The following is a 26987-nucleotide window of genomic DNA, read 5'->3' as shown; positions in this document are numbered from 1 at the left end:
GTTAAAATCACAGTAATACCATTTGGAAAGAGGAAATTGGAATGATTTATGAAACAGCTCCTGCTAAAATCAATTTGACATTAGATACTTTGTACAAAAGAGATGACGGTTATCATGAAGTTGAAATGATTATGACAACAATCGATTTGAACGATCGGTTATCATTTGAAAAAAGAAATGATTCACGTATCGTTTTAAAGGTTGATGAAACGTTTATTCCTTCTGATGATCGTAATCTAGCTTATCGAGCAGCACTTTTGATGAAAGAAACTTACCAAATTAAGCAAGGTGTAACGATTACTTTAGAAAAGAACATTCCTGTCGCAGCAGGGCTTGCAGGAGGCTCAAGTGATGCAGCAGCAACCATGCGTGGTATGAATCGTTTGTTTGAATTAAATCGCTCTCTTGATGAATTGAGTGAGCTTTCTGCGGCGATTGGTTCGGATGTGCCATTTTGTGTGTACGGCACTACGGCGCTTTGTAAAGGACGCGGTGAAATTCTCGAGATTTTACCGAAAACCCCTTCAGCTTGGGTCATTATTGCTAAACCACAAGCCGGCTTATCGACACCAGAGATTTATGGTGGTTTAGATTTGAGCCAACCTTTTCCAGTTCATACAGCGCAATGCTTAAAAGCGATTGAAGAGAATGACTATGATGCGCTATGCCAAAGTTTGTCTAACCGCTTAGAGCCTGTTTCGATGCGACTCCAACCGGAAATTGCTAAAATTAAAACAAATATGCTCAATAACGGTGCGGACGGTGCATTGATGAGTGGTAGCGGCCCGACGGTATATGGCTTTGCACAACGCGAACGACAAGCTCGCCATATTTTTAATGCAGTGAGCGGTTGTTGTAATGATGTCTATCTCGTAAGGACACTGGGGTAAAAAGGAGAAAGGGTGACAGCAATGCGATACAAAAGAAGCGAACGTATTGTTTATATGACTCAGTACTTAATCAATAATCCGAATAAGCTTGTACCACTGACATATTTTGTAACCAAATTTGAACAAGCGAAGTCATCAATTAGTGAAGACGTTCAAATTATTAAGGACACATTGGTTAAAGAAGGATTAGGAACAGTGGAAACAATATCTGGCGCAAGTGGGGGTGTGAAATATCGCCCACAAATGCAAAAGGATGAGGCGCAAGCAGTGATTGAAGAAGTGATAGCACTCTTGCAAGAAAAAGAGCGCTTATTACCAGGAGGATATTTATTCCTTTCTGATCTTATGGGGAATCCTGCATTGTTAAAACGTGTGGGCCGACTCATTGCGACGATTTACATGCAAGAAGAGTTGGATGCGATTGTGACGATTGCTACAAAAGGGATTTCATTGGCGAATGCGGTTGCGAGTGTGCTCAATTTACCTGTTGTTGTCATTCGGAAGGACAACAAGGTTACAGAAGGTTCAACCGTTTCAATCAACTATGTTTCAGGATCAACAAGAAAAATCGAAACGATGGTATTATCTAAACGTACGCTAAAGGAACATTCAAATGTGTTGATTGTTGACGACTTTATGCGTGCTGGTGGCTCAATTAATGGTGTGATGAATTTAATGAATGAGTTTAAAGCCCATGTAAAAGGGGTATCAGTACTTGTAGAATCCAAAGAAGTCAAACAACGACTGATTGAAGATTATACTTCCTTAGTACGCCTTTCTGATGTCGATGAATATAATCAAGAGTTTAAAGTCGAATCAGGGAATAGTCTATCTAAATTTTAAAGGTAAAAGGAGCGTTCAATCATTTGAAAATCATTAACACGAACCATGCACCTAATGCAGTTGGACCTTACTCACATGCTTCAATCGTCAATGGCCTCGTTTACACTTCTGGTCAAATACCGTTGAACTTAGAGGGAGAAATTGTAAGTGATGCGGTAGAAAAGCAAACTGAACAAGTGTTGGAGAATCTTAAAGCGGTACTTGAAGCTGCTGGTTCAGATTTGAATCACGTTGTTAAAGTTTTAATCTTCTTATCGGATATGGAAAACTTTCAAAAGGTGAACGAAGTATATACGAAATACTTTGATACACACCGTCCTGCGAGAAGTGCAGTGGAAGTCGCACGTTTACCGAAAGATGTTAAAATAGAGATTGAAATGATTGCTGAGGTTAAAGAGATATAATCAAAAAAAGTTAAGATTATGACTTCTTAAAAAACATACTATTAAAGTATACTTAAATTACTATGGGGGGCTCACTACATGAAAGTGACAGATGTTAGACTTAGAAAAATACAAACAGATGGCAGAATGAAAGCCTTAGTGTCAATTACCTTAGACGAAGCATTCGTTATTCACGATTTGAGAGTGATTGAAGGTAACTCAGGTTTATTCGTAGCTATGCCAAGCAAACGTACACCAGATGGTGAATTCCGCGATATCGCACATCCAATTAACTCTGAAATGAGACAAGAGATTCAAGATGCGGTAATGAAAGTATATGATGAGACTGATGAGGTTTTACCTGCTCAAAACCAAACATCAGAAGCATCGTCAGAAAGTAAAGACGAAGAAGTTGAATAGTTTTTTCTTTTTATGAGGTTTTGTCATGTTGTGATGACAAAGCCTTTTTTATTACGCTTCTTGAAATATGTCTTGCTATTAATCATCAATTTTAACAGTATTTCATAAAATATTTTGTGTGTAAATTGAGGTGCGAAGGGTATCGATAAAGTAATTGTATGGCGTGTTGAAAGCAGATGATAACTGGAATGTCGATGGTGTAGAATTGGCTTTTATTGGTTTACGCCTTGAAAGTGTGTGCACGGTTAAATTATAATTGTATAGAAGTGTATAAGATAATGGAGGGTTCATTGCCATGCAAAAACATGCAATCGTTTTAGCAGCGGGTAAAGGCACAAGGATGAAATCGAAGCAAGCTAAAGTACTGCATCACGTTGCCGGGAAGCCGATGATTGGTCACGTGATTGATCAAGTGCGCGCTTCAGGTGTTGATCAAGTTGTGACTATTGTCGGTCACGGTGCGGAAAGTGTAAAAGAGAAGTTAGGGGATGTTTCTTTATACAGCTTCCAACAAGAGCAACTTGGGACGGCACACGCTGTGAAGACAGCAGCAGAGCATTTATCATCAAAGGAAGGGATAACACTTGTTGTTTGTGGTGATACACCGTTAATTACAAGTGAAACTTTATCTCGTTTGGTGGCACATCATGAACAAGAAGGCGCACAAGCTACTGTATTATCAGCGACGGCGCCACAACCGTTTGGCTATGGTCGTATTGTGCGTGATGAAAAAGGTCAATTGACAGAAATTGTTGAAGAAAAGGATGCGAATGACAGTCAGAAAGCAATCACTGAAATCAGTTCAGGCATTTTTGCTTTTGACAATCAAACGCTATTTCAGATGTTAGAACGCGTTGATAACAACAATGCGCAAGGTGAATACTACTTGCCACAAGTGTTAACATTAATTCTTCAAAATGAGGGTAAAGTCGCAGTTTATCATACGGATGATTTCGAGGAGATTATGGGTGTCAATGATCGTGTGGCGTTAAGTCGAGCTGAAAAAGCTTTTCGCCAACGTATCAATACGTATCACATGCAAAATGGCGTAACCTTGATTGACCCTGATTCAACTTACATTGGCGCTGAAGTTGAAATCGGTCCAGACACAATTATCGAGCAAGGTGTCCAATTGTCGGGACATACGGTTGTCGGTGAAGATGTCATAGTAGGTCAATATTCTCAAGTACACAATAGTCACATTCATGACGGTGTGACGATTAAGCATTCTGTCATTACTGATGCAGTCGTAGGTGCAAAATCAACAGTAGGTCCATTCGCACAATTGCGTCCAGGTGCAGACCTAGGTAAAGAAACAAAAGTCGGCAATTTTGTTGAAATTAAAAAAGCACGCTTAGACGATCAAGCAAAAGTGTCACATCTCAGTTATATTGGCGATGCAGAAATTGGGGCAAGAACGAATGTGGGTTGTGGTTCCATCACTGTGAATTATGATGGCTTCAACAAGTTTAAAACAGTTATTGGTAAAGATGCTTTTATCGGTTGTAATACAAATCTCATAGCACCTGTAACAGTAGGAGACGGTTCGCTTATTGCAGCGGGTTCTACAATTACAGATGATATTCCTGAAAATAGCTTAGCACTTGCACGTTCAAAACAAGTGACAAAACCAGGGTATATGACACAAAAAGAGCAATAGCTTCACATGAAAGACTAAAATCGGTCTGTTGTAATCAAAAAGAGTGACCAAAACAAAATTGGAGGATTCATAATAATGTTAAACACCGAATATAAAAATTCGTCTTTGAAAATTTTCTCATTGAAAGGTAACGAACCACTTGCACAAGAAGTCGCAGATCATGTAGGTGTTGAATTAGGTAAATGTACAGTTAAACGTTTTAGTGATGGTGAAATTCAAATTAATATTGAAGAAAGTATTCGTGGTTGTGATGTATTTATTATCCAACCGACTTCTAACCCTGTAAATGTACATTTAATGGAACTTCTTATTATGATTGATGCATGTAAACGTGCTTCAGCAGCCAACATTACTATTGTTGTGCCATACTACGGTTATGCACGCCAAGACCGTAAAGCGCGTAGCCGTGAGCCAATTACAGCTAAATTAGTGGCTGATTTATTTGAAACAGCTGGCGCGGATCGCATGATTGCATTAGATTTACATGCACCTCAAATTCAAGGATTCTTTGATATTCCAATTGATCACTTAATGGGTGTACCTATCTTAGCGGAATATTTCTTAAATAATGAAGAAATCGATCCAGAAAATTGTGTTGTTGTATCACCAGACCACGGCGGTGTGACACGTGCGCGTAAATTAGCGGACATCCTTAAAACACCAATCGCCATTATTGATAAACGTCGTCCAAAACCAAACGTTGCAGAGGTCATGAATATCGTGGGAGAAATCGAAGGCCGTACAGCGATTATTATTGATGACATTATTGATACGGCAGGTACAATCACTTTAGCGGCGCAAGCATTAAAAGATAAAGGTGCAACAAAAGTATTCGCTTGTTGTACACACCCTGTATTATCGGGTCCGGCCAAAGAACGTATCGAAAATTCAGCGATTCAAGAATTAGTCGTAACGAACTCAATTCAATTAAACGAAGAGCAAAAACCTAACAATATCGTGGAACTTTCTGTAGCAGAATTGTTAGCGCAAGCCATTGTACGTGTTTACGAACGTGAATCTGTAAGTGTATTATTCGACTAATGCATGTTGACTTATCATCAGCCCTCGTGTAAAATGGGTCTGTTCGTGTCAATACGGACAAATACACACTTGCAAGCAACACATGTTGATGGGCAAGTGCAGCACAAATGTGTGCAATGGAAAGGTGGAAAATGAATATGGCTTCATTAAAGTCTATTATTCGTCAAGGTAAGCAAACTCGTGGTGACTTACGTAAAATTCGTGAAGCGGGTAAAGTACCTGCAGTTGTTTATGGTTACGGTACAAAAAACGTATCAGTTAAAGTTGATGAAGTAGAATTCATCAAATTGATCCGTGAAGTTGGACGTAACGGTGTGATTGAACTTGGTGTAGGTTCAAAACAAATCAAAGTCATGGTATCAGATTACCAATACGACTCACTTAAAAACCAAATTACACATATTGACTTCTTAGCAATCAATATGTCTGAAGAGCGTACTGTAGAAGTACCTGTTCACTTAATTGGTGAAGCTGTTGGCGCTAAAGAAGGTGGCGTAGTTGAACAACCATTATTCAACTTAGAAATCACTGCTACACCAGACAGCATTCCTGAATACATCGAAGTAGATGTTACTGAATTAAACATTAACGACAGCTTATCAGTAGCTGATCTTAAAGTTTCTGGTGACTTCACTATCGAAAACGATGCTGAAGATACAATCGTTTCAGTTGTTGCGCCTACTGAAGAGCCAACTGAAGAAGAAATCGAAGCAATGGAAGGCGAATCTACTCAAGAAGAGCCAGAAGTTGTGGGTGAATCTTCTGACGAGGAAGAAAAAGAAGAAGAATAAAAATGATTTCAATATCATTACAAGAAGAGCTGAGCCTTTTGGGTGTCAGCTCTTTTTGGCGTTGTTGATTGTAATGAAAAGACAACTAAATATTATGATAGAAAAAGAAAATTATAAATTATTTGTGCTGATGCATAATATAAAAAGAAGATGTAAAAAGTACCGAACTTTAAATAGACGCGTTAACGCTTAAGTGTCTGTATGGCATTGAGCGTGATGTAGGTATTGAAACGGTTTTGAATTTTCGATAAGTTGTGAGTATTTCGAATAGAAGTTCTATAATGGGAATAGGACTATTCACCAAGTTCAAGGTCAAATGTGTTAATATAGGGATATTGAACGCAAATGATGATGAAAAATAGCGTCGGAGAAAGACAAACATGGAGGTCAATGATGAAGTGTATTGTGGGCTTAGGTAATATAGGAAAAAAATATGAATATACGAGACATAATATCGGTTTTGAAGTCATCGATCATTTATTAGAGCGACATCAAATCAAACTCGACAAGCAAAAGTTTCGTGGCGCTTATACGATAGAGCGAATTAATGGTGAAAAAGTGATGCTCATCGAACCATTGACTTTGATGAATTTGTCGGGAGAAGCGGTTGCACCTTTGATGGATTATTATGATGTTGAAGTAGATGACTTACTCGTATTGTATGATGATTTAGATTTAGCACAAGGTCATGTACGTTTACGCCAAAAAGGCAGTGCAGGAGGTCATAACGGGATGAAATCAATCATTCAAATGTTAGGAACGAGTGACTTTAAACGTATTCGTATCGGCATCGATCGCCCTTCAAATGGAATGGCGGTCAAGGATTACGTATTACAACGCTTTTCAACGAATGAAATGAAAGTGATGGATACAGTGATTCAACATGTGGCTGATGCGGTGGAAGCATTTATAGGTAATGAAAAATTCGAAAATGTAATGAATCGATATAATGGTGAGGCTAAGTGAAATCAATAATCAGTGAAATTATAAATAGAGACTCGAGATTTAAAGATTTAGCAGAGCAAGTCGGTCAATCTAATGTGCTCGTGACGGGGTTAACACCTGCAGCGAAAGCATCCATCATTGCGGAACTTTATCAGTCGGACCATCGCCAAGTCGTATTGGTCACGAACAATTTGTATCAAGCAGACAAGATTGAAGCGGATTTATTACAGTCTGTCCCGGATGATGAAGTTTATAAATATCCTGTTCAAGATATTATGACAGAAGAGTTTTCAACGCAAAGCCCGGAATTAATGAGTGAGCGTGTACGCACGTTGACAGCGCTCGCGAATGAACGTCGCGGGTTATTTATCGTCCCTTTAAATGGTTTGAAAAAGTTGCTGACACCGAAAGAGATGTGGCGCGACCATCAAATGACTTTTGAAGTGGGCGATGATATTGAGATTGAAGCGTTTTTAGAAAAATTAGTGAGTATGGGATATCGACGTGAATCGGTCGTATCCAATATTGGTGAATTTTCGGTGCGTGGTGGCATTATCGATGTCTATCCGTTACTTGGAGAACCGATTCGAATTGAATTGTTTGATACGGAAGTGGATTCGATTCGTCAGTTTGATGTAGAGACACAGCGTTCATCAGAAAATATTAAACGCGCGGAAATTACGACGGCACATGATTACATTATGACGGAAGCAGTACGACAACATATGATGACAGCGTTGAAGTCTGCTTACGAAACGACACGTCCTAAAATCGACAAGTCAGTACGTCAAGATTTGAAAGAGACATACGATAGTTTTCAAGTGATAGAGGAAACGCATTTCGATCCACAAGTATTACGTCGTTTAGTGGCTTTTATGTACGACACACCTACAACGATTTTAGACTATCTCAAAGACAACGCGATCATTTTAGTAGATGAATACAATCGTGTACGTGAGACGGAGGAATCGTTGACTGTAGAAACAGAAGACTTTTTACAAAATTTGATTGAAAGTGGTAAAGGTTTTATCGGCCAACGTTTTATGGATGATGATGCATTTGACCGGATGTTACGTCAATTTAAAATCACATTTTTCACGTTATTTACCGCTTCGATGCAAATGAAGTTAGACGATATCATTAAGTTTTCATGTAAACCTGTGCAACAATTTTACGGCCAATACGACATTATGACCTCTGAATTTCAACGCTATATGAAACAAGAGGATCGTGTCATCGTGATGGTAGAGACGGCAACGAAAAAGGAAAGAATTCAGGCGATGTTAAGCGAAATGCATATTCCGACATTGTTAGATCCTGACGTTGAAACGATGGCACCGGGACATGCGGCAATTATTGAGGGAAGCTTGTCAGAAGGTTTCGAACTGCCTTATATGTCGCTTGTTGTTGTGACAGAGCGCGAATTGTTTAAGTCAAAACAGAAAAAGACCTCTAAAAAACGTCGTAAAACATTAAGTAATGCTGAAAAAATAAAGTCCTACCAAGAATTGAATGTTGGCGATTATGTCGTACACGTGCATCATGGTGTCGGACGTTATCTTGGTGTAGAAACATTAGCAGTTGGTGATGTACACCGCGACTATATTAAAATTCAGTACCAAGGGACAGACCAACTCTTTGTGCCCGTCGATCAAATGGAGCAAGTCCAAAAATATGTCGGTTCAGAAGATAAGACCCCCAAACTGTATAAGTTAGGCGGCAGTGAATGGAAGAAAACGAAAGCGAAAGTTCAGCGCAGTGTAGAAGATATTGCGGATGAACTGATTGCTTTGTATAAGGAACGCGAACAGTCTGTCGGTTACCAGTTTGGACCGGACACTGAAGAACAATATGCATTTGAAATGGACTTCCCTTATGATTTAACAGACGACCAAGCGAAATCGATTATCGAAATTAAAAATGATATGGAAAGCCAAAGACCTATGGACCGTCTGTTATGTGGTGACGTAGGTTACGGTAAAACAGAAGTGGCTGTCAGAGCGGCGTTTAAAGCAGTCATGTCAGGGAAGCAAGTTGCCTTTTTAGTACCGACGACGATTTTAGCTCAACAACATTATGAGACATTGATTGAGCGAATGCGTGATTTCCCTGTCGAAATTCATTTGATGAGTCGTTTTCGTACAGCAAAAGAAGTAAGAGAGACAAAGGAAGGCTTGAAATCAGGTTTTGTTGACATTGTGGTCGGCACACATAAGTTACTCGGTAAAACAGTCGAGTATAAAGATTTAGGTCTGCTCATTGTCGACGAGGAACAGCGTTTTGGTGTACGTCACAAAGAAAAAATTAAGCAGTTAAAAGCAAATGTCGATGTGTTGACGTTAACTGCGACACCAATTCCACGTACATTGCATATGAGTATGTTAGGTGTACGTGACTTGTCGATTATTGAAACACCACCAGAAAACCGCTTCCCAGTGCAAACGTACGTCTTAGAACAAAATAGTAACTTTATTAAAGAAGCTTTAGAACGGGAACTTTCTCGAGATGGCCAAGTTTTTTATCTCTATAATCGTGTAAGCTCTATTTATGAAAAACGTGAACAGCTCCAAATGTTGATGCCAGATGCTTCTATTGGTGTCGCGCATGGTCAATTGCCAGAACGTGACTTGGAAGAAACGATGCTCGACTTCATCAATGGGGAGTATGATATTTTAGTCACAACGACAATAATTGAGACAGGCGTTGATGTGCCAAATGCAAATACACTCATTATTGAAGATGCCGATCGTTTTGGTTTAAGTCAGCTGTATCAATTACGTGGGCGTGTTGGTCGTTCAAGTCGTATTGGTTATGCTTACTTCCTTCACGCAACGAATCGTGTACTGAATGAGGTTGCTGAAGAGCGTCTGCAAGCAATTAAAGAATTTACCGAACTCGGCAGTGGTTTCAAAATTGCGATGCGTGACTTGAACATTCGTGGTGCAGGTAATTTGCTCGGTAAACAACAACACGGTTTCATTGATTCAGTCGGCTTTGACTTGTACTCACAAATGTTAGAAGAAGCAGTGAATGAAAAACGTGGTATTAAAGAAGAAACACCGGTACCTGAGCTGGAGTTAGACTTGAAACTCGATGCCTATTTGCCAGCTGAATATATTCGTAATGAACAAGCGAAAATTGAAATTTATAAGAAATTGAGAGCGACTGAAAGTATGGAGCAATTGATGGACATTAAAGATGAATTACTCGATCGCTTCAATGCATATCCAACAGAAGTCGAACAGTTATTAGATTCAGTGGAAATTAAAGTCCATCTCCTTCATGTGGGCGTGCAGTCAGTGAAGGATACGGGTAAAGCGATTGAAATTTTACTGACACAAAAAGGAACGAATGATATTGACGGTGAAGCGTTATTTAAAAATACAATCGCGCTCGGTCGTGCAATGAAAGTCGGTGTGCAAGACGGCTGTATGAAAGTGACGTTGACGAAAGGAAAACAATGGTTAGAGTCGCTGAAGTTCTTAGCGAAGACGTTGGAAGAAAGTTTGAGAATCCCGCATGAAATCTAAAACAGCATTTAATGGTGTAGTCGTCCTGACGCTCGGCTTGATTGTCGTCAAAATATTGAGTGCTTTGTATCGTGTGCCTTATCAAAATGTGCTCGGTGATGAGGGGCTATATGCGTATCAACAAATTTATCCAATTGTCGCATTAGGTGTCGTCTTATCGAGTAATGCATTGCCGAGTGCATATACACAAATGTTAGGGCATCAGCATATATCAAAACCGTTCTTTATTCGGTTGTGTCGGATTTTGACAGGTGTTGGTCTTGTTATTTGTGTGTTGATGTTCATAGGAGCGAAAGCGGTCGCTCTGCTAATGGGAGATTCGCAGTTGACGCCGATGATTCAAGCAGCAAGTTTCAGTTTTATTTGTGTAGGTGCATTAGGTTTATTACGCGGTTATTTTCAATCGAAGTACGAAATGCACATGCCGGCCTATTCACAAGTGTTGGAACAGCTTGTACGTGTCGGCTTAATCGGCGTCGTGATTGGGTTGTTTATCCGCCATGACTTCTCGATTTATCAGGCGGGAACTTGGGCCATTTTCGCGTCAACAGCAGGTTTTGTCATTGCGACGGTATTTTTAACGTTCAAAAGTCACCTTCCTGTTGAACAAATCGATCAAGAAAGTATACAGTGGCGTCGTTTTCTCGTCGCGACTGTCATTTTTGCAGTCAGCCATTTAATCGTCATTTTATGGCAAGTGATTGATAGTTTTACGGTGGTAAATATGTTGCGTTATGGCACAAACCTGACCTTTGACGAAGCGATTACGCAAAAAGGGATTTTTGATCGGGGGGCTTCCTTTATTCAAATGGGGCTCATCGTCACAACGACATTTTGTTTTGTTTTAATCCCGCTGTTGACCGATACGAAGAAGAATGGGCAACTCCAACAAATGCATAGTTACGCGAATGCCTCACTTAAAATTACAATTGTGATCAGCAGTGCGAGTGGTATTGGATTGATTAATTTAATTCCGTTGTTAAATCGTGTCTTTTTTGAACGCGCAGAATTAACAGGTACATTATCTCTATACATGTTAACAGTCATATGTGTGTCACTCATTATGATGTACATCGCGTTGCTTGAAGTTCATGAACAGTTCCGCATGATTATCAAAGCGCTCATCATCGGATTAGTGACAAAAGGGTTGCTCAATGTCATTGCAATTCCGTTATTCGGTATTTTTGGTGCCAGTGTCGCGACTGTGAGTTCATTAGTCGTATTTGTCATTGTCTTGCATCACCGTGTCATGCAGCTTTATCGCCTTAACGCATTACGAAAATTTTATGTGAAATTGATTTTGGCTTTATTGGTCATGACAGCTGTTGTACAATTATGTCATTATCTCATTCCTGCTGAGACACGTTTCGGCGGTTTGATAGAACTACTCATTGCTGCAGCGGTCGGTGTCGGAAGTATTGTATTCATGCTCCTTTATTTCAATATTTTAAGTAAAGAAGAATGGGTGCATTTACCGCTTGGCGACAAAGTCATTTCGTGGGAGAAAGGAAGAAAATCATGACACAGCAACTGACAATTATAGGATTAGGGAACTATGGTTTAGACGAATTACCTGTAAGTATTTACAAATTAATCCAACAACAATCAAAAATATATGTGCGTACGAAAAACCACCCTGTCATTGCACAATTAGAAGGCATCGATATCGAAAGTTTCGATGATGTGTACGAGGCGCACGAAACGTTTGAACCGGTTTATGAGGCGATTACAGAGCGATTGTTCGAGTATGCACAACATGACGATATTGTTTATGCTGTGCCAGGTCATCCGCGTGTGGCTGAGACGACGACACAGTTGTTATTAGCGAAAGCATCTGAACATGATGTTGAAGTCAAGGTGTTAGGTGGACGCAGCTTTATTGATGATGTGTTTGAAGCGGTTGATGTCGATCCTAACGACGGTTTTACGATGTTAGATGCCACAGCGTTAGAAGTGGACATGCTCAATCCACGCACAGCGACCATTGTGACACAAGTATACAGTGATATGGTTGCGGGTAGTTTAAAATTATCATTGATGGAACGTTATCCGGATGATTTTGAAGTGATGGTCGTTGATGGGGCACATCAAAGTGGTGCACAAGTGACACGTTGCCCGATTTATGCTTTAGATCATGATGTAACTTATACGAATTTAACGAGTGTCTTTGTACCGAAAGTAACTGATGAGACAGCGCTGTATGGTGATTTTGATTATGCGGATCAAGTGATTGCACGTTTAGTCGATGATGAACACGGCTGCCCATGGGATAAAGTACAGACGCATCAAACGTTAAAGCGTTATTTACTTGAAGAAGCGTATGAGCTATTTGAAGCAATCGATAACGAAGATGATTGGCACATGATTGAAGAGCTTGGCGACATTTTGTTACAAGTGTTGCTCCATACGAATATTGGTCGTAAAGAAGGCTACATGGATACGCGTGAAGTGGTCGCAAGTTTGACTGAAAAGATGATTCGACGTCATCCGCACATTTTTGGCGATGAAACTGCACAAAATGTAGAAGATGTGAAATCAATTTGGCAAACAGAAAAGCAAGCGGAAGGGAAAAAAGAACGCGTTAAATTTGAGAAAGTATTTGCGACCCATTTCTTAAAATTGTATGATGAAGTCAAAAATAAAGACTTTACAGAAGAAGAACTAAAGGCTTATATAGAACAGGGGGACACTTATGAGACTTGATAAATATTTAAAAGTTTCACGATTAATTAAACGTCGTACACTCGCTAAAGAGCTCAGTGATCAAGGTCGTGTTGCGGTGAATGGTCATACTGCAAAAGCGGGGACAGACGTGAAAATAGATGATGAGTTAGTGATACAGTTTGGTCAAAAAATCGTTACGGTAAAAGTCACAGGATTAAATGAGCATGCTACAAAAGAAAATGCTAAAGGGATGTTCGAACTTGTTAAAGAAGCGCGCATTCAGTAAAGGGTAAATAAAGAAAGGTGACGCCGCATGGCCCAAAAAATTCAAAATATCGGCAATCAGTACACGAGCAAAAAAAACGCTAAAAAACAACGACATGAGCGTCGGAAAAAAGTTGTCAAAAAGCGGATATCTGTCTTCGGAGGGATATTGCTTGGCATCATTATTGTGCTGTTGATCATGTTGATGTTGCAAGTGAAAGGTAACCACGAAGCCTCAGTTGAACGTCAAGCGAAAGAAGCGCAGTACCAAAAGCTACAAGACCAAGAAATTGAATTAAAAGAACAACTGAATAATTTAAATGATGAAGCTTATGTCGAAAAGATTGCGAGAGATGAGTTCTATTTAAGCAATGACGGCGAAATCATCTTTAAATTGCCAGAAGACGCCAAGAAAGATAAACAATCCGAGAAAAAGTAGTACACTTCTAAAAATGGATTGTTAACAAGTAAAAAACGTAAAGAAAAAAGGCGATGTTCAATTTGCCATTGTGAAAACAGTTAAACAAACGTATAATAGAACTATATATTGAACTAAAGCGGGAGGATGCATTATAACAATGTCAATCGAAGTAGGAAGTAAGTTAAAAGGTAAAGTCACTGGTATCAAAAAATTTGGTGCATTCGTGGAGTTGCCTGAAGGAAAAAGTGGGCTAGTTCATATTAGTGAAGTAGCAGACAACTATGTCGAAAATGTAGAAGATCATTTAACAGTCGGTGATGAAGTAGAAGTAAAAGTATTATCTATTGCAGATGATGGTAAAATTAGTTTATCTATCAAAAAAGCAAAAGAGCGCCCACGTAAGCAAAAGCCGGCGCAAAAACCAGAAGACTTTGAGAAAAAACTATCTAACTTTTTAAAAGATAGTGAAGACAGACTTACTTCTATTAAGCGTCAAACAGAATCAAGACGTGGTGGCAGAGGTTCACGTCGTTAAGTATTGATAATCACTTAGAGGTTGAGAAACGAAGGATAACTTTGACTCTCAGCCTCTATTTTATGTAGGAGTGACAATCGGTATGCAACAAAATTGGAAGGTGACAGATCATTTAGTGCTTGCTGTTTCGACAGGTATCGATAGTATGGTATTACTACACCAACTGCTACACGACTATGCATCAACCTATCGGCAATTGACGTGTTTACACGTGCATCATGGTTTGAGAGAGGCGTCGGAAGAAGAAGCGGTGTTTATCCAACAGTATTGTGAAGCACACAACATTCCGTTCTATATTAAGCGCATCGATTTATCGGAAGCTGTGGCGAAAGGGCGGAGTATTCAAAATGATGCGAGAGTCATGCGGTATGAATGGTTTGATGCGATGATGACACAACTGAATGCGGATTGTTTGCTCACTGCGCATCACGAGAATGACCAAGTAGAAACGATTTTTTACCGGTTGTTCACAGGGAAAAGTACGCGCAATCCACTCGGTATGGCATCTATTGAGCAGAGAGACGGTTTCAAAGTATTAAGACCATTGCTCAATACGACGAAAAAGCACATTCAACTGTACCAACAACAGCATGACGTCCCATTTTTTGAAGATGCGTCGAATACAAGCAATGCGTATGTTCGTAATGATATTCGTAATCGCATTTTACCTCAGATTGACGAGAATGCGCAGTTACAGTCAGAGCAGTTGTTAAAACTTAAAGCTTGGCACGATGAAGCGTTGAGATTGATGCAACAGGAAGTGCAACACTTTGCGGACCGATTTGTGACAAGAAACGCACATTCTTGCATCGTATCAAGAAACGCTTTTAACGCCTTGACGACACATGTTAAAATGTTAACCTTAGATACGTTGTTGCAACAATTTGACAATACCGTTACGATAAGTGAGCATGCTTATATGGATTGGTTTCAAAAAATAGCCAGTTCAGTCGCACAAACTGAACTTATGCACACAAACCAATGGCATGCTGATATCGTGTATGATAAATTAGTAATAATGGCGCCAATGCAAAAAAGCTTAGATACATATACCATACAAGTGACTGAAGCGGGAACGTATCGCTTTGGTCGTTATGACGTTCAGATTACTGACATGTCTGCTGTGCCAGAGTCGGAATTACGCATTCGTGCGCGTCAATCCGGTGATCGCGTTACACGACATGACGGTCATCATAAAAAAGTATCGCGGCTGATGATTGATGCGAAAATACCTGCATATATGAGAGCACAAATACCAATCATCGAAACGACGCATGGAGACATTTTAGCTGTAGGCACGTTGTATATTCAACAACAATATCAAGATGTAATTAAGATTCAATTTATGGGAGATGACATACATGAAAAATGATGTAAAAGAAGTGTTATTAACGGAGGATGACATTCAAGAGATATGTCGTACATTAGGCGAAAAAATTACAGCAGATTATCAAGGGAAAGATCTGTTTTGTGTAGGCATTTTGAAAGGTTCTGTCTTATTTATGACAGACTTAATTAAACACATCGATTTGCCTCTTGCAATTGATTTTATGGACGTTTCAAGTTATCACGGTGGTACAGAATCTACAGGTGAAGTCCAAATTTTAAAAGATTTAAGTTCATCTATTGAAAATAAAGATGTCTTAATTATTGAAGATATTCTTGAAACAGGAACGACATTAAAATCCATCACAGAATTACTACAATCTCGTCGTGTAAACTCTTTAGAAATTGTGACATTACTTGATAAACCAAACCGTCGTAAAGCGGATATTGAAGCGAAATATGTCGGCAAAAAAATCCCTGATGAGTTTGTGATTGGATATGGTTTAGATTACCAAGAAAAGTACCGTAACTTGCCTTATATTGGTACGTTAAAACCTGAAATGTATGCAAAATAAGCGCGTGAAATGGGGCGTATCCCCAGCGTTGGTAAAAGTCAATTACTAGCCATTTGTGTAACAATTATGGTAAAATTTTTATTAGTTTTATATTTGAAGTAGGAGGAAACGACGCATGCAGAAAGCTTTTCGTAATGTGCTGTTTATAGCCATTGTCGGCGTTGTTATCTTTGGGCTATTTTCATGGATTAACGGCAATGGGAATGTACCTAAAGAATTAACTTACACGCAATTTATACAAAAGTTGGATGATGGAGAACTGAAATCTTTAGAAATCCAACCTGAAAATAACGTATATAAAGTAAGCGGTAAGTTAAAAAATAATGACGATTATGCCTCAACAATTTTGTTTAATAATGATCAAGAATTGAATAAAGTTACTGAAACAGCCAAAGACCAAAAAGGATTAGATTTTACTGTTAAAGAAGAAGAAGGACAGAGTGTATTTGTAAGCATTATTTCTACATTAATTCCTGTTTTAGTTATTGCTTTACTCTTTATTTTCTTCCTTAGCCAAGCACAAGGTGGCGGTGGTGGCGGTCGTATGATGAACTTTGGTAAATCCAAAGCCAAAATGTACGACAGTCAAAAAGGCCGTGTCCGTTTCACAGACGTTGCCGGAGCGGATGAAGAGAAACAAGAACTCATTGAAATTGTTGACTTCTTGAAAGACAACAAGAAATTTAAACAAATGGGTTCACGTATTCCGAAAGGTGTCTTATTAGTTGGGCCACCGGGAACAGGTAAAACATTGCTTGCTCGTGCAGTAGCGGGCGAAGCGGGTGTACCATTCTTCTCAATTAGTGGTTCAGACTTTGTTGAAATGTTTGTCGGTGTCGGTGCGAGCCGTGTCCGTGATTTATTCGAAAATGCGAAGAAAAATGCGCCGTGTATCATTTTTATAGATGAGATTGATGCAGTCGGTCGTCAACGTGGAGCAGGTGTTGGCGGTGGTCATGATGAACGTGAACAAACATTAAACCAACTTCTTGTTGAAATGGATGGTTTTGGTGAAAATGAAGGTATCATTATGATTGCAGCTACAAACCGCCCTGATATTTTAGACCCTGCATTATTACGTCCAGGCCGTTTTGACCGTCAAATTCAAGTCGGACGTCCAGATGTAACAGGTCGTGAAGCGATTTTACATGTTCATGCTAAAAATAAACCGTTAGATGAAACAGTCGATCTTAAAGCGATTGCGCAACGTACACCAGGCTTCTCTGGTGCGGACTTAGAAAACTTACTTAATGAAGCGTCATTAATTGCGGCGCGAAGTGGTAAGAAGAAAATCGATATGCGTGACATTGAAGAAGCAACAGACCGCGTCATTGCAGGTCCGGCTAAAAAATCTCGTGTCATTTCTGAAAAAGAACGTAATATCGTTGCGCATCACGAAGCAGGACATACGATTATCGGTATGGTACTTGATGAAGCTGAAGTCGTGCACAAAGTAACGATCGTGCCACGTGGACAAGCGGGTGGTTACGCGATGATGTTACCTAAACAAGACCGCTTCTTAATGACTGAACCTGAATTACTCGACAAGATTTGTGGTTTACTTGGCGGACGTGTCGCTGAAGATATTATCTTTAACGAAGTCTCAACAGGTGCTTCAAACGACTTTGAGCGTGCAACACAAATTGCGCGTGAAATGGTCACTAAATACGGTATGAGTAAAAAGTTAGGTACGGTCCAATTTTCACATGGTGGCGGACAAGTCTTCTTAGGTAAAGACATGTCTGGTGAACCTGAATATTCAGGTCAAATCGCATTTGAAATTGATAAAGAAGTCCAACGTATCATTAAAGAACAATATGAACGTTGTAAACAAATCTTGTTAGAACACGAATCACAATTAAAATTAATCGCTAAAACGTTATTAACTGAAGAAACATTGGTTGCAGAACAAATTCAATCATTATTCCATGAAGGTCATTTACCAGAAGTGAATTATGATGATGCAAAAGTCGTTAACCATTCTGAAAATAAAGCGTTTGACGAAGGGAAATATGGTAAGTCTTATGATGACATTCGTCGTGAACAAGAAGAATTGACAGAGCGCGCTAACCGTGGTCAATCAGAACGTCGCGATGAAGAGGAAACAACACATGAGGCAGAGCCAAAAGATAATCAAGAAACACAACAAGACGATAATGGTGATACAACAGGTTACGAACAAGAACCTAACATTGACCGTCCAGGCAATGATCAACCGCCACGTCAATAAGCGATAAGCATAAGGGCTTTTCTTGAAAGCATAACACTTTTAAGGAAAGCCCTTTTTATATGCAATCGTTTTTACATTCGGACTGTTGCATAGATATGTCTAGATAAAGTTGGGGACGTCAGACGTGTTATTCGATGTTGGCATGACGAATGGGTTTTGAGATGTACAGAACGAACAACAGGATTAAGTTTTGTGAGCGAGGGTGTTAATGATAAGAGGGATTCAAGTGATGTAGAAAAGCATTTTAGTTGAGTAGACCACAACTTCCGCGTATGATAATGCAAAGTAGCGACCCAACCATTTAAATGTGAGCAACTTCATCACATCGCAAGCAAACACGCCATACATTTAATAATGAACCGCACAAATTTAAGGAGTGATATGGAAAAATGGCACATGACTATTTAGTAAAAGCTTTGGCCTTTAACGGTGAAATTCGCGCATATAGTGTGAACGCCACGGAAACTATTCAAGAAGCACAAACACGTCACTACACGTGGCCAACTGCATCTGCAGCGTTAGGGCGTACAATGACAGCGAGCCTAATGATGGGTGCAATGTTAAAAGGTGACCAAAAATTAACAGTAACGGTCGATGGAAGTGGCCCTATCGGCAAAATTATTGCTGATGCGGATGCTAAAGGGAAAGTGAGAGGTTATGTCACGAACCCTCAAACCCATTTCCCATTAAATGCGCAAGGGAAATTAGATGTTCGCCGTGCAGTGGGGACTGATGGCGCAATCAACGTGGTCAAAGATGTTGGAATGCGCGATTTTTATACAGGCAGTAGCCCAATTATTTCGGGTGAACTTGGTGAAGACTTCACGTATTATTTCGCAAATAGTGAACAGGTCCCTTCATCAGTCGGTGTCGGCGTCCTTGTTAATACAGACAATTCTATAAAAGCGGCAGGCGGATTTATTATTCAAGTCATGCCGGGCGCTCAAGATGAAACAATCGACCGTTTAGAAGCGGCGATCAATACAATGAAGCCTGTATCTACTTTAATTGACGAAGGTTTAACACCTGAAGAAATGTTAGAAACGATTTTAGGTAAAGAGAACGTTACAATTTTAGAAAGTATGCCGGTTGAATTTGAATGTAACTGTAGTCACGATAAGTTTTTAAATGCGATTAAAGGTTTAGGCCAAGCAGAAATAGAAGATATGATAGCAAAAGATCACGGCGCAGAAGCGGAATGTCATTTCTGTCGCTCGCGCTATGAATTTTCTGAAGATGAGTTAAAAGCGTTACTTGCTGAAATGCCATCTTAAAACAAATGTAAGGGGTAATCGTGCCATCGATATAATGGCGATTATCCCTTAAATTATATATAGTGATACATAGGGGACTGAAACTAAAAACGAGATTTAACACGATGCATAATGGCGGGTAATGTCATCTTTTAAAGTGTTTCAGCTAAGAATGTGCTTTTGCTTGTGTACAATTAGTGTTACACTAAAGATATCCGATATAAAAGCTATGTGTTTAACGAAAAATTAATTAAAAAGTGAGGTTGTTGATGATGGTCAGAAAACCAGTGGACAATATTACAGACATTATTGGTCAAACGCCTGTCGTAAAATTACGCCATCAAGCAGGTGAAGATGCTGCGGACATTTATGTGAAATTAGAATATCAAAATCCAGGCGGTTCTGTGAAAGACCGTATTGCTTTAGCGATGATTGAACAAGCAGAAAAAGAAGGTAAAATTAAACCAGGCGATACAATTGTTGAACCTACATCAGGGAATACAGGTATCGGTTTAGCTTTTGTTTGTGCTGCGAAAGGCTACAAAGCTGTCTTCACAATGCCTGAAACAATGAGTATGGAACGTCGTAATTTATTAAAAGCTTACGGTGCAGAACTCGTATTAACACCAGGTGCAGAAGCGATGAAGGGTGCGATTAAAAAAGCGAAAGAGTTAAAAGAAACACATGGTTATTTTGAACCTCAACAATTCGAAAACCCAGCGAACCCTAAAGTGCACGAATTAACAACAGGTCCAGAGCTTGTAGAACAATTTGAAGGACGCACGATCGACGCCTTTTTAGCAGGTGTAGGTACGGGTGGTACACTTTCAGGTGCAGGTAAAGTGTTAAAAGAGAAATACCCAGACATTCAAATCGTTGCAATTGAGCCTGAAGCATCACCTGTATTAAGTGGTGGCGAACCAGGTCCACATAAATTACAAGGTTTAGGTGCAGGATTTATTCCAGGTACGTTAAACACAGAAATTTACGATGAGATTATTAAAGTCGGCAATGAAGTGGCGATGGAAACATCTCGTCGTGTTGCTAAAGAAGAAGGTATTTTAGGCGGTATTTCTTCAGGTGCAGCGATTTATGCAGCAATTCAAAAAGCGAAAGAATTAGGTAAAGGTAAGACAGTTGTAACAGTACTTCCAAGTAATGGTGAGCGCTACCTGTCTACACCGCTTTACAATTTTGAATAGTAAGTAAAAGTATCATGATAAGTGGGGCTGTGAACGTACAGTCCTGCTTTTTTATTCGTTTTATACGCATGCTGTTTAGGTGTGTTAAGTTTGACGGAATCGCAACCGCTTAATCAAGGGCGTGTGGTTGAGCCATCTTGACGAAATATGTGCTGAATATTAAAGAGGTCAGCCTAGAAATAAGGAGGGTGAAGGTGGTGGTTGACATTATATGAAAGCAGCAGAAATTTGATATAATGTATCTATTCTAAGGTGGATGTGAATGGTTGAATCAGACGGAAAGGAAGATCGTAACATGCCACAAACACAAATTATGGGTATTTTAAATGTCACACCGGATTCATTTTCGGATGGTGGTCGATTTAATGAAGTGGATCGCGCTGTCGAACATGCAACAAAGATGGTTGAGCAAGGCGCACATATTATCGACGTTGGAGGTGTGTCGACACGTCCTGGTCATGAAGAAGTTACAGTTGAAGAAGAGTTAGCGCGTGTGATTCCGGTCGTTGAAGCTTTGCAACATTTAGACGTCACGATTTCGGTCGACACATTTCGAAGTGAAGTCGCGGAAGCAGCACTTGAAGCAGGTGCCACTATGATTAACGATCAGTGGTCAGGGTTATATGATACACGCATGTTTCAAGTCATTGCGAAATATGATGCGGAACTCATTTTAATGCATAACGGTGATGGGACGCGTGACACACCGGTGATGGACGAAATGTTAGTAATGCTATTAAAGCAAGCGAACAAAGCAGTGCTCGCAGGTGTTGCTCGGGAACGAATTTGGTTAGATCCGGGTATTGGTTTTGCAAAAACGCGTGAAGAAGAGCAAGAAGTGATGTCGCGATTAGATGAACTTGTTGCGACAGGATATAAAGTGTTATTGGCGACGAGTCGAAAGCGATTGATTCAATTTTTACTCGGTGGTGACAATCAAGTTGATGAGCGCGATGAAGCAACAGCAGCGACGACAGCTTACGGTATTATGAAAGGTGTACATGGCGTACGTGTACATAATGTTTTAATGAATGCACGACTTGCCAAAACGATGGATGCGTTGAAAGGATATGAAGATGGAAGATAAAATATTTTTACAAGGACTAGAATTTTATGCATATCACGGTGCGTTACCTGCAGAAAATGAAATTGGCCAAATTTTTACTGTCGATGTTGAAATGAAAGTCGACTTGAGTGTGGCAGGGGCATCGGATCGCGTGGAAGACACTGTACATTACGGCGAAGTATACGAAGACATTAAAGCCATTATGCATGATTCAGCTGTGCAATTAATTGAACATCTTGCGGAACGTATTGCATTACGTATAAATTCACACTATAATCGTGTAATGGAAACGAAAGTTAGAATCACTAAAAAAAATCCACCTATTCCTGGTTATTATCAAGGTGTCGGTGTAGAAATTGTGAGGGTGAATCACCATGATTGATGCATATTTAGGTTTGGGCAGTAACATAGGTGACCGAGAAGCACAATTAAAAGAGGCGATTGCTTTATTAGATGCGCACGAAAAGATTAATGTTGTCGCAATTTCACCGATTTATGAAACAAAACCTGTCGGATATACAGAACAACCTGACTTTTTAAATTTATGCTTACATATCCAGACACAACTTTCTGCACATGATTTGTTAAATGTTGCTTTAGAAACTGAGGCAGAGTTACATCGTGTACGTCAAGTGCGATGGGGTCCGCGTACAATGGATATTGACATTTTATTGTATGGCGACGAAATCATTGAAGAGGATGATTTAACTGTGCCGCATCCTCGCATGACTGAACGTGCTTTTGTGATGGTTCCGTTAAATGATATTGCTTCCAATGTAATCGAACCGCATTCGGGCCAAAAGATTCAACATCTCGTGCCAAATGATGATACAGTAGTGAAATATAAAGAAACATTGTGATGGATTTTGGTGATTGACTTTGAATATATTGGAGGAAATTTGAAATGTGGAAAATTGGAGACGTTGAAATTGAAAACAGAGTTGTACTCGCGCCAATGGCAGGGGTGTGTAACTCAGCGTTTCGACTCACTGTTAAAGAATTCGGTGCTGGTTTAGTATGTGCGGAAATGGTGAGCGACAAAGCGATTCTGTTTAACAATCCAAAGACGATGAACATGTTATACATCGATGAAAATGAACGTCCACTGTCGTTACAAATTTTTGGTGGTGAAAAAGAAACATTAGTTGAAGCTGCCGAATATGTGGATAAAAATACAACAGCCGACATTATCGATATTAATATGGGATGTCCTGTATCAAAAATAATTAAATGTGAAGCAGGCGCACGTTGGTTATTAGATCCAAACAAGATTTACGAAATGGTATCTGCAGTAACGGAACGTGTCAGCAAACCTGTGACATGTAAAATGCGTATCGGCTGGGATGAAGATCATATCTTTGCTGTTGAGAATGCAAAAGCGGCTGAACGTGCAGGTGCTGCGGCGATTTCGCTACATGGTCGCACACGTGTTCAAATGTATGAAGGTAAAGCAGATTGGGATATTATCCGCCAAGTGAAAGAAGCGGTCAACATTCCAGTCATCGGTAATGGTGACGTGACGAGTCCAGAGCTTGCTGAAAAAATGTTGGAAGAAACAGGCGTAGATGCTGTAATGATCGGACGTGAAGCACTAGGTAATCCGTGGATGATTTATCGTACGGTTCATTATTTAGAAACAGGCGAGTTAATTGATGAGCCTCAAATCGACGAAAAAATTGAGATTGCTTTATTGCACTTGAATCGTTTAGTCGATTTGAAAGGTGAAAAGGTCGGCGTCATGGAAATGCGTAAACACGCGTCATGGTATCTTAAAGGTGTCAGAGGCAATGGTAAAGCGCGTAAAGCATTAAACCAAGCGGAAACTTTAGCCGAAATGACAGAGATTTTAACAGAATTCCGTGATGAACAAATGGAAAAACAAAAAATAGAGGCATAAGAAGCGAAAAGGAGAGGTAAGAATGACAGAAGAAATGAACGACCAAATGCAGGTCCGTCGACAAAAATTACAAGAATTAAGAGATTTAGGTATTGATCCGTTCGGTGAAAAGTTTGAACGTACAGGCACTGCTGAAACATTAAAAGCAGAATGGGACCAATATTCTAAAGAAGAACTTGCTGAAAAAGAAGCGGAAAGTCATACCGTGATTGCAGGTCGTATAATGACAAAACGTGGTAAAGGTAAAGCAGGATTTGCACATATTCAAGACTTATCCGGTCAAATCCAAATTTATGTACGTAAAGACCAAGTCGGTGATGAGCAATTTAATATTTGGAACACTGCCGACTTAGGCGATATTGTCGGCGTTGAAGGTATCATGTTTAAAACAAATACTGGTGAATTATCAGTTAAAGCGAAGTCATTCAAACTTTTATCTAAAGCGTTACGTCCATTACCAGACAAACATCACGGTTTACAAGATATTGAACAACGTTACCGTCAACGTTATCTTGACTTAATTACAAACGAAGAAAGTACACAAACGTTTATTAATCGTAGCCGTATTCTTCAAGAAATGCGTAATTACTTGAATGAAAAAGGCTTTTTAGAAGTAGAAACACCAATGATGCATCAAATCGCAGGGGGTGCTGCAGCGAAACCGTTCGTTACACATCATAATGCATTAGATGCGACACTTTACATGCGTATTGCAATCGAACTTCACCTGAAACGTTTAATTGTCGGTGGTTTAGAGAAAGTATATGAAATTGGACGCGTATTCCGTAACGAAGGTGTCTCTACACGTCACAACCCAGAATTTACAATGATTGAATTGTATGAAGCATATGCAGACTACAAAGATATTATGTCATTAACTGAAGAATTAGTTGCACATATCGCACGTCGCGTATTAGGCACAACTTCAGTTCAATACGGCGATGAAACAATTAATTTAGAACCACAATGGCGTCGCTTACACATGGTTGATGCCGTTAAAGAAGCAACAGGTGTAGACTTTTATGAAGTGAAATCTGATGAAGAAGCACATGAATTAGCAAAAGCGCACGGTATTGAAGTTGATGCTAACATGAAATATGGCCATATCTTAAATGAATTTTTCGAACAAAAAGTAGAAGAAACACTCATTCAACCGACATTCATTTATGGTCATCCAATTGAAATCTCACCACTAGCTAAGAAAAATCCTGAAGATCCACGCTTCACAGATCGTTTCGAATTATTCATTGTAGGTCGTGAACATGCGAATGCGTTCACAGAATTGAATGACCCAATCGATCAACGTCAACGCTTTGAAGCACAATTAGTAGAAAAAGAACAAGGTAATGATGAAGCGCATGAAATGGATGAGGATTTCATTGAAGCATTAGAATACGGTATGCCGCCAACAGGTGGACTCGGTATCGGTATTGATCGTCTCGTCATGTTATTGACGAACTCGCCATCAATTCGCGACGTCTTATTATTCCCATACATGCGTCAAAAATAAGCTATATAGTAAAGGGCCTGTCCATTGAGTATTCGATGGTACAGGCGCTTTTATTTTTAAGTTGGTTTTAAACAGTTAAAGAAGCAGGTAAAATCGTTAGGGGAGAGGTATATTGATTTGTTAAATGATAGATGTTGAAGGTACAAATGAATAAAGAAGAAGTGCAAATGAGTGTACGACATGATTGCTAAAGAAATTGATAATGTAGTTGTGATGAACACGGATTTGATACAGTGGGATTTCTACACATATGCGGAATCATAGAAGAAAGAGACTGTGACGAAAAATACTACGAAATTATTTAAAAAAAGAACCGAAAAAGTGTTGACTTTAAAATGATAATTGAGTATTATATAAAAGTCGTCAAATTGAACGGCAAACAAATTTAAAATGTTTGTAAAAAACTTAAACAAAGTGTAAAATTAACTATTGAAAAGTCTTTACGAAACAGGTATTATAAAAAGGTAGCCAATCGAGCTACTTAATAAAATAATTATTGTCTGGTGACAATGGCAAAGAGGTCACACCTGTTCCCATGCCGAACACAGAAGTTAAGCTCTTTAGCGCCGATGGTAGTCGGACTTACGTTCCGCGAGAGTAGGACGTTGCCAGGCACATTACATATGGAGAATTAGCTCAGCTGGGAGAGCATCTGCCTTACAAGCAGAGGGTCGGCGGTTCGATCCCGTCATTCTCCACCATTGCCGGCCTAGCTCAATTGGTAGAGCAACTGACTTGTAATCAGTAGGTTGGGGGTTCAAGTCCTCTGGCCGGCACCATTTATGAGCCATTAGCTCAGTTGGTAGAGCATCTGACTTTTAATCAGAGGGTCAGAGGTTCGAATCCTCTATGGCTCATCATTCGAATACTATTGAGCAGAAGTAGTTCAGCGGTAGAATACAACCTTGCCAAGGTTGGGGTCGCGGGTTCGAATCCCGTCTTCTGCTCCATTATTTTTGCCGGGGTGGCGGAACTGGCAGACGCACAGGACTTAAAATCCTGCGGTGAGAGATCACCGTACCGGTTCGATTCCGGTCCTCGGCATCATCATTTAATATGCGCCCGTAGCTCAACTGGATAGAGCGTTTGACTACGGATCAAAAGGCTATGGGTTCGACTCCTATCGGGCGCGCCATTTTAATAACGGGAAGTAGCTCAGCTTGGTAGAGCACTTGGTTTGGGACCAAGGGGTCGCAGGTTCAAATCCTGTCTTCCCGACTTCTTAAAAATAACATGGGGGCTTAGCTCAGCTGGGAGAGCGCCTGCTTTGCACGCAGGAGGTCAGCGGTTCGATCCCGCTAGTCTCCACCATTATATTTTTGAAATGAACATTGAAAACTGAATGACAATATGTCAACGTTAATTCCGATAATTTGAGTACTTCAAAAGTACTTTCAAGAGTGATTGACTTAATCAATCAACGAGCTATATCAAGCTTACTTCTTTTATGGAGAGTTTGATCCTGGCTCAGGATGAACGCTGGCGGCGTGCCTAATACATGCAAGTCGAGCGAACAGATGAGGAGCTTGCTCCTTTGACGT

The 26987-nt window shown here is 39.8% G+C and carries 24 protein-coding genes, 8 tRNA genes and 2 rRNA genes; all 34 read left to right on the top strand.

Going from position 1 to position 26987, the window contains the following annotated elements:
• The first annotated feature begins 41 nt into the window (after positions 1 to 41).
• Positions 42 to 890 (top strand): 4-(cytidine 5'-diphospho)-2-C-methyl-D-erythritol kinase, encoded by an 849-nt coding sequence (gene ispE, locus CCE82_RS11450; protein ID WP_086429499.1) that lies wholly within the window; start codon positions 42 to 44, stop codon positions 888 to 890.
• Positions 891 to 911: 21 nt separating this feature from the next.
• Positions 912 to 1733 carry a pur operon repressor gene (gene purR, locus CCE82_RS11445; protein WP_086429512.1) on the top strand — a complete coding sequence of 274 codons (822 nt, stop codon included), beginning with the start codon at positions 912 to 914 and terminating at the stop codon, positions 1731 to 1733.
• A 23-nt stretch (positions 1734 to 1756) separates the two neighbouring features.
• Positions 1757 to 2137 (top strand): RidA family protein, encoded by a 381-nt coding sequence (locus CCE82_RS11440; protein ID WP_086429498.1) that lies wholly within the window; start codon positions 1757 to 1759, stop codon positions 2135 to 2137.
• Between the two features lie 78 nt (positions 2138 to 2215).
• A complete protein-coding gene (gene spoVG, locus CCE82_RS11435; RefSeq protein WP_086429497.1) occupies positions 2216 to 2536 on the top strand; it encodes a septation regulator SpoVG in 321 nt (106 codons plus the stop codon).
• A 295-nt stretch (positions 2537 to 2831) separates the two neighbouring features.
• Positions 2832 to 4196, top strand: coding sequence for a bifunctional UDP-N-acetylglucosamine diphosphorylase/glucosamine-1-phosphate N-acetyltransferase GlmU (gene glmU / locus CCE82_RS11430; protein WP_086429496.1), 1365 nt, complete (start codon positions 2832 to 2834; stop codon positions 4194 to 4196).
• Positions 4197 to 4271: 75 nt separating this feature from the next.
• Positions 4272 to 5237 carry a ribose-phosphate diphosphokinase gene (locus CCE82_RS11425; protein WP_019169423.1) on the top strand — a complete coding sequence of 322 codons (966 nt, stop codon included), beginning with the start codon at positions 4272 to 4274 and terminating at the stop codon, positions 5235 to 5237.
• Between the two features lie 137 nt (positions 5238 to 5374).
• The gene (locus CCE82_RS11420; RefSeq protein WP_086429495.1) at positions 5375 to 6028 is read left to right on the top strand and encodes a 50S ribosomal protein L25/general stress protein Ctc; all 654 of its coding nucleotides are present in this window, start codon (positions 5375 to 5377) and stop codon (positions 6026 to 6028) included.
• A 393-nt stretch (positions 6029 to 6421) separates the two neighbouring features.
• Positions 6422 to 6994 carry an aminoacyl-tRNA hydrolase gene (gene pth, locus CCE82_RS11415; RefSeq protein ID WP_086429494.1) on the top strand — a complete coding sequence of 191 codons (573 nt, stop codon included), beginning with the start codon at positions 6422 to 6424 and terminating at the stop codon, positions 6992 to 6994.
• A 5-nt stretch (positions 6995 to 6999) separates the two neighbouring features.
• A complete protein-coding gene (gene mfd / locus CCE82_RS11410) occupies positions 7000 to 10503 on the top strand; it encodes a transcription-repair coupling factor (RefSeq protein ID WP_420822123.1) in 3504 nt (1167 codons plus the stop codon).
• Positions 10493 to 12025, top strand: a complete 1533-nt coding sequence (locus tag CCE82_RS11405; RefSeq protein WP_086429492.1) for a polysaccharide biosynthesis protein — start codon at positions 10493 to 10495, stop codon at positions 12023 to 12025. Before mfd ends, CCE82_RS11405 begins: the two co-directional genes overlap by 11 nt.
• A complete protein-coding gene (locus CCE82_RS11400; RefSeq protein WP_086429491.1) occupies positions 12022 to 13206 on the top strand; it encodes a MazG nucleotide pyrophosphohydrolase domain-containing protein in 1185 nt (394 codons plus the stop codon). Before CCE82_RS11405 ends, CCE82_RS11400 begins: the two co-directional genes overlap by 4 nt.
• Positions 13196 to 13453: an RNA-binding S4 domain-containing protein gene (locus CCE82_RS11395; protein ID WP_014614799.1), complete on the top strand. Its 258-nt coding sequence runs from the start codon at positions 13196 to 13198 to the stop codon at positions 13451 to 13453. Before CCE82_RS11400 ends, CCE82_RS11395 begins: the two co-directional genes overlap by 11 nt.
• Positions 13454 to 13480: 27 nt before the next feature.
• Positions 13481 to 13870, top strand: a complete 390-nt coding sequence (locus tag CCE82_RS11390; RefSeq protein WP_086429490.1) for an FtsB family cell division protein — start codon at positions 13481 to 13483, stop codon at positions 13868 to 13870.
• Between the two features lie 139 nt (positions 13871 to 14009).
• Complete coding sequence (locus CCE82_RS11385; protein ID WP_014614797.1) at positions 14010 to 14387, top strand: S1 domain-containing RNA-binding protein; 378 nt, start codon at positions 14010 to 14012, stop codon at positions 14385 to 14387.
• Positions 14388 to 14469: 82 nt separating this feature from the next.
• The gene (tilS, locus tag CCE82_RS11380) at positions 14470 to 15759 is read left to right on the top strand and encodes a tRNA lysidine(34) synthetase TilS (protein ID WP_086429489.1); all 1290 of its coding nucleotides are present in this window, start codon (positions 14470 to 14472) and stop codon (positions 15757 to 15759) included.
• Entirely contained in the window at positions 15749 to 16288 is a 540-nt protein-coding gene (hpt, locus tag CCE82_RS11375; RefSeq protein ID WP_086429488.1) for a hypoxanthine phosphoribosyltransferase, read from the top strand. The genes tilS and hpt overlap by 11 nt, the downstream gene beginning before the upstream one ends.
• Before the next feature lie 115 nt (positions 16289 to 16403).
• Entirely contained in the window at positions 16404 to 18518 is a 2115-nt protein-coding gene (gene ftsH / locus CCE82_RS11370; protein ID WP_086429487.1) for an ATP-dependent zinc metalloprotease FtsH, read from the top strand.
• A gap of 389 nt (positions 18519 to 18907) precedes the next feature.
• Positions 18908 to 19792, top strand: coding sequence for an Hsp33 family molecular chaperone HslO (hslO, locus tag CCE82_RS11365; protein ID WP_086429486.1), 885 nt, complete (start codon positions 18908 to 18910; stop codon positions 19790 to 19792).
• Between the two features lie 251 nt (positions 19793 to 20043).
• Entirely contained in the window at positions 20044 to 20973 is a 930-nt protein-coding gene (gene cysK / locus CCE82_RS11360; protein ID WP_086429511.1) for a cysteine synthase A, read from the top strand.
• Positions 20974 to 21268: 295 nt separating this feature from the next.
• Positions 21269 to 22060: a dihydropteroate synthase gene (gene folP, locus CCE82_RS11355; RefSeq protein WP_086429510.1), complete on the top strand. Its 792-nt coding sequence runs from the start codon at positions 21269 to 21271 to the stop codon at positions 22058 to 22060.
• Positions 22050 to 22421: a dihydroneopterin aldolase gene (gene folB, locus CCE82_RS11350; protein WP_086429485.1), complete on the top strand. Its 372-nt coding sequence runs from the start codon at positions 22050 to 22052 to the stop codon at positions 22419 to 22421. Before folP ends, folB begins: the two co-directional genes overlap by 11 nt.
• Entirely contained in the window at positions 22414 to 22899 is a 486-nt protein-coding gene (folK, locus tag CCE82_RS11345) for a 2-amino-4-hydroxy-6-hydroxymethyldihydropteridine diphosphokinase (RefSeq protein ID WP_086429484.1), read from the top strand. Before folB ends, folK begins: the two co-directional genes overlap by 8 nt.
• 44 nt (positions 22900 to 22943) lie before the next feature.
• On the top strand, positions 22944 to 23936 hold the full coding sequence (gene dusB / locus CCE82_RS11340; protein ID WP_086429483.1) for a tRNA dihydrouridine synthase DusB: 993 nt from the start codon (positions 22944 to 22946) through the stop codon (positions 23934 to 23936).
• A 22-nt stretch (positions 23937 to 23958) separates the two neighbouring features.
• Positions 23959 to 25446 (top strand): lysine--tRNA ligase, encoded by a 1488-nt coding sequence (gene lysS, locus CCE82_RS11335; RefSeq protein WP_086429482.1) that lies wholly within the window; start codon positions 23959 to 23961, stop codon positions 25444 to 25446.
• A gap of 499 nt (positions 25447 to 25945) precedes the next feature.
• Positions 25946 to 26060, top strand: a 5S ribosomal RNA gene (gene rrf / locus CCE82_RS11330).
• 11 nt (positions 26061 to 26071) lie between these two features.
• Positions 26072 to 26147: transfer RNA gene (locus tag CCE82_RS11325), tRNA-Val, on the top strand.
• 2 nt (positions 26148 to 26149) lie between these two features.
• Positions 26150 to 26225: transfer RNA gene (locus tag CCE82_RS11320), tRNA-Thr, on the top strand.
• A 5-nt stretch (positions 26226 to 26230) separates the two neighbouring features.
• Positions 26231 to 26303: transfer RNA gene (locus CCE82_RS11315), tRNA-Lys, on the top strand.
• Positions 26304 to 26321: 18 nt separating this feature from the next.
• Positions 26322 to 26396 (top strand) — tRNA-Gly (locus CCE82_RS11310).
• Positions 26397 to 26404: 8 nt separating this feature from the next.
• Positions 26405 to 26490 (top strand) — tRNA-Leu (locus CCE82_RS11305).
• Between the two features lie 14 nt (positions 26491 to 26504).
• Positions 26505 to 26581 (top strand) — tRNA-Arg (locus CCE82_RS11300).
• A gap of 9 nt (positions 26582 to 26590) precedes the next feature.
• Positions 26591 to 26664, top strand: a tRNA-Pro gene (locus CCE82_RS11295).
• Between the two features lie 17 nt (positions 26665 to 26681).
• Positions 26682 to 26757 (top strand) — tRNA-Ala (locus CCE82_RS11290).
• A 133-nt stretch (positions 26758 to 26890) separates the two neighbouring features.
• Positions 26891 to 26987 (top strand): 16S ribosomal RNA (locus CCE82_RS11285); the annotation flags it as partial.

It is taken from the genome of Staphylococcus cornubiensis (assembly GCF_900183575.1).
GTDB lineage: Bacteria > Bacillota > Bacilli > Staphylococcales > Staphylococcaceae > Staphylococcus > Staphylococcus cornubiensis.
The sequence above is the reverse complement of the archived record's forward strand: the minus strand, read 5'-3'. Positions and strand labels throughout refer to the sequence as shown.

Coding starts and splice junctions, on each gene's coding strand:
- ispE (WP_086429499.1), top strand. CDS start 42: ATGATTTATGAAACAGCTCCTGCTAAAATCAATTTGACATTAGATACT.
- purR (WP_086429512.1), top strand. CDS start 912: ATGCGATACAAAAGAAGCGAACGTATTGTTTATATGACTCAGTACTTA.
- spoVG (WP_086429497.1), top strand. CDS start 2,216: ATGAAAGTGACAGATGTTAGACTTAGAAAAATACAAACAGATGGCAGA.
- glmU (WP_086429496.1), top strand. CDS start 2,832: ATGCAAAAACATGCAATCGTTTTAGCAGCGGGTAAAGGCACAAGGATG.
- CCE82_RS11425 (WP_019169423.1), top strand. CDS start 4,272: ATGTTAAACACCGAATATAAAAATTCGTCTTTGAAAATTTTCTCATTG.
- CCE82_RS11420 (WP_086429495.1), top strand. CDS start 5,375: ATGGCTTCATTAAAGTCTATTATTCGTCAAGGTAAGCAAACTCGTGGT.
- pth (WP_086429494.1), top strand. CDS start 6,422: ATGAAGTGTATTGTGGGCTTAGGTAATATAGGAAAAAAATATGAATAT.
- CCE82_RS11405 (WP_086429492.1), top strand. CDS start 10,493: ATGAAATCTAAAACAGCATTTAATGGTGTAGTCGTCCTGACGCTCGGC.
- CCE82_RS11400 (WP_086429491.1), top strand. CDS start 12,022: ATGACACAGCAACTGACAATTATAGGATTAGGGAACTATGGTTTAGAC.
- CCE82_RS11395 (WP_014614799.1), top strand. CDS start 13,196: ATGAGACTTGATAAATATTTAAAAGTTTCACGATTAATTAAACGTCGT.
- CCE82_RS11390 (WP_086429490.1), top strand. CDS start 13,481: ATGGCCCAAAAAATTCAAAATATCGGCAATCAGTACACGAGCAAAAAA.
- CCE82_RS11385 (WP_014614797.1), top strand. CDS start 14,010: ATGTCAATCGAAGTAGGAAGTAAGTTAAAAGGTAAAGTCACTGGTATC.
- tilS (WP_086429489.1), top strand. CDS start 14,470: ATGCAACAAAATTGGAAGGTGACAGATCATTTAGTGCTTGCTGTTTCG.
- hpt (WP_086429488.1), top strand. CDS start 15,749: ATGAAAAATGATGTAAAAGAAGTGTTATTAACGGAGGATGACATTCAA.
- ftsH (WP_086429487.1), top strand. CDS start 16,404: ATGCAGAAAGCTTTTCGTAATGTGCTGTTTATAGCCATTGTCGGCGTT.
- hslO (WP_086429486.1), top strand. CDS start 18,908: ATGGCACATGACTATTTAGTAAAAGCTTTGGCCTTTAACGGTGAAATT.
- cysK (WP_086429511.1), top strand. CDS start 20,044: ATGGTCAGAAAACCAGTGGACAATATTACAGACATTATTGGTCAAACG.
- folP (WP_086429510.1), top strand. CDS start 21,269: ATGCCACAAACACAAATTATGGGTATTTTAAATGTCACACCGGATTCA.
- folB (WP_086429485.1), top strand. CDS start 22,050: ATGGAAGATAAAATATTTTTACAAGGACTAGAATTTTATGCATATCAC.
- folK (WP_086429484.1), top strand. CDS start 22,414: ATGATTGATGCATATTTAGGTTTGGGCAGTAACATAGGTGACCGAGAA.
- dusB (WP_086429483.1), top strand. CDS start 22,944: ATGTGGAAAATTGGAGACGTTGAAATTGAAAACAGAGTTGTACTCGCG.
- lysS (WP_086429482.1), top strand. CDS start 23,959: ATGACAGAAGAAATGAACGACCAAATGCAGGTCCGTCGACAAAAATTA.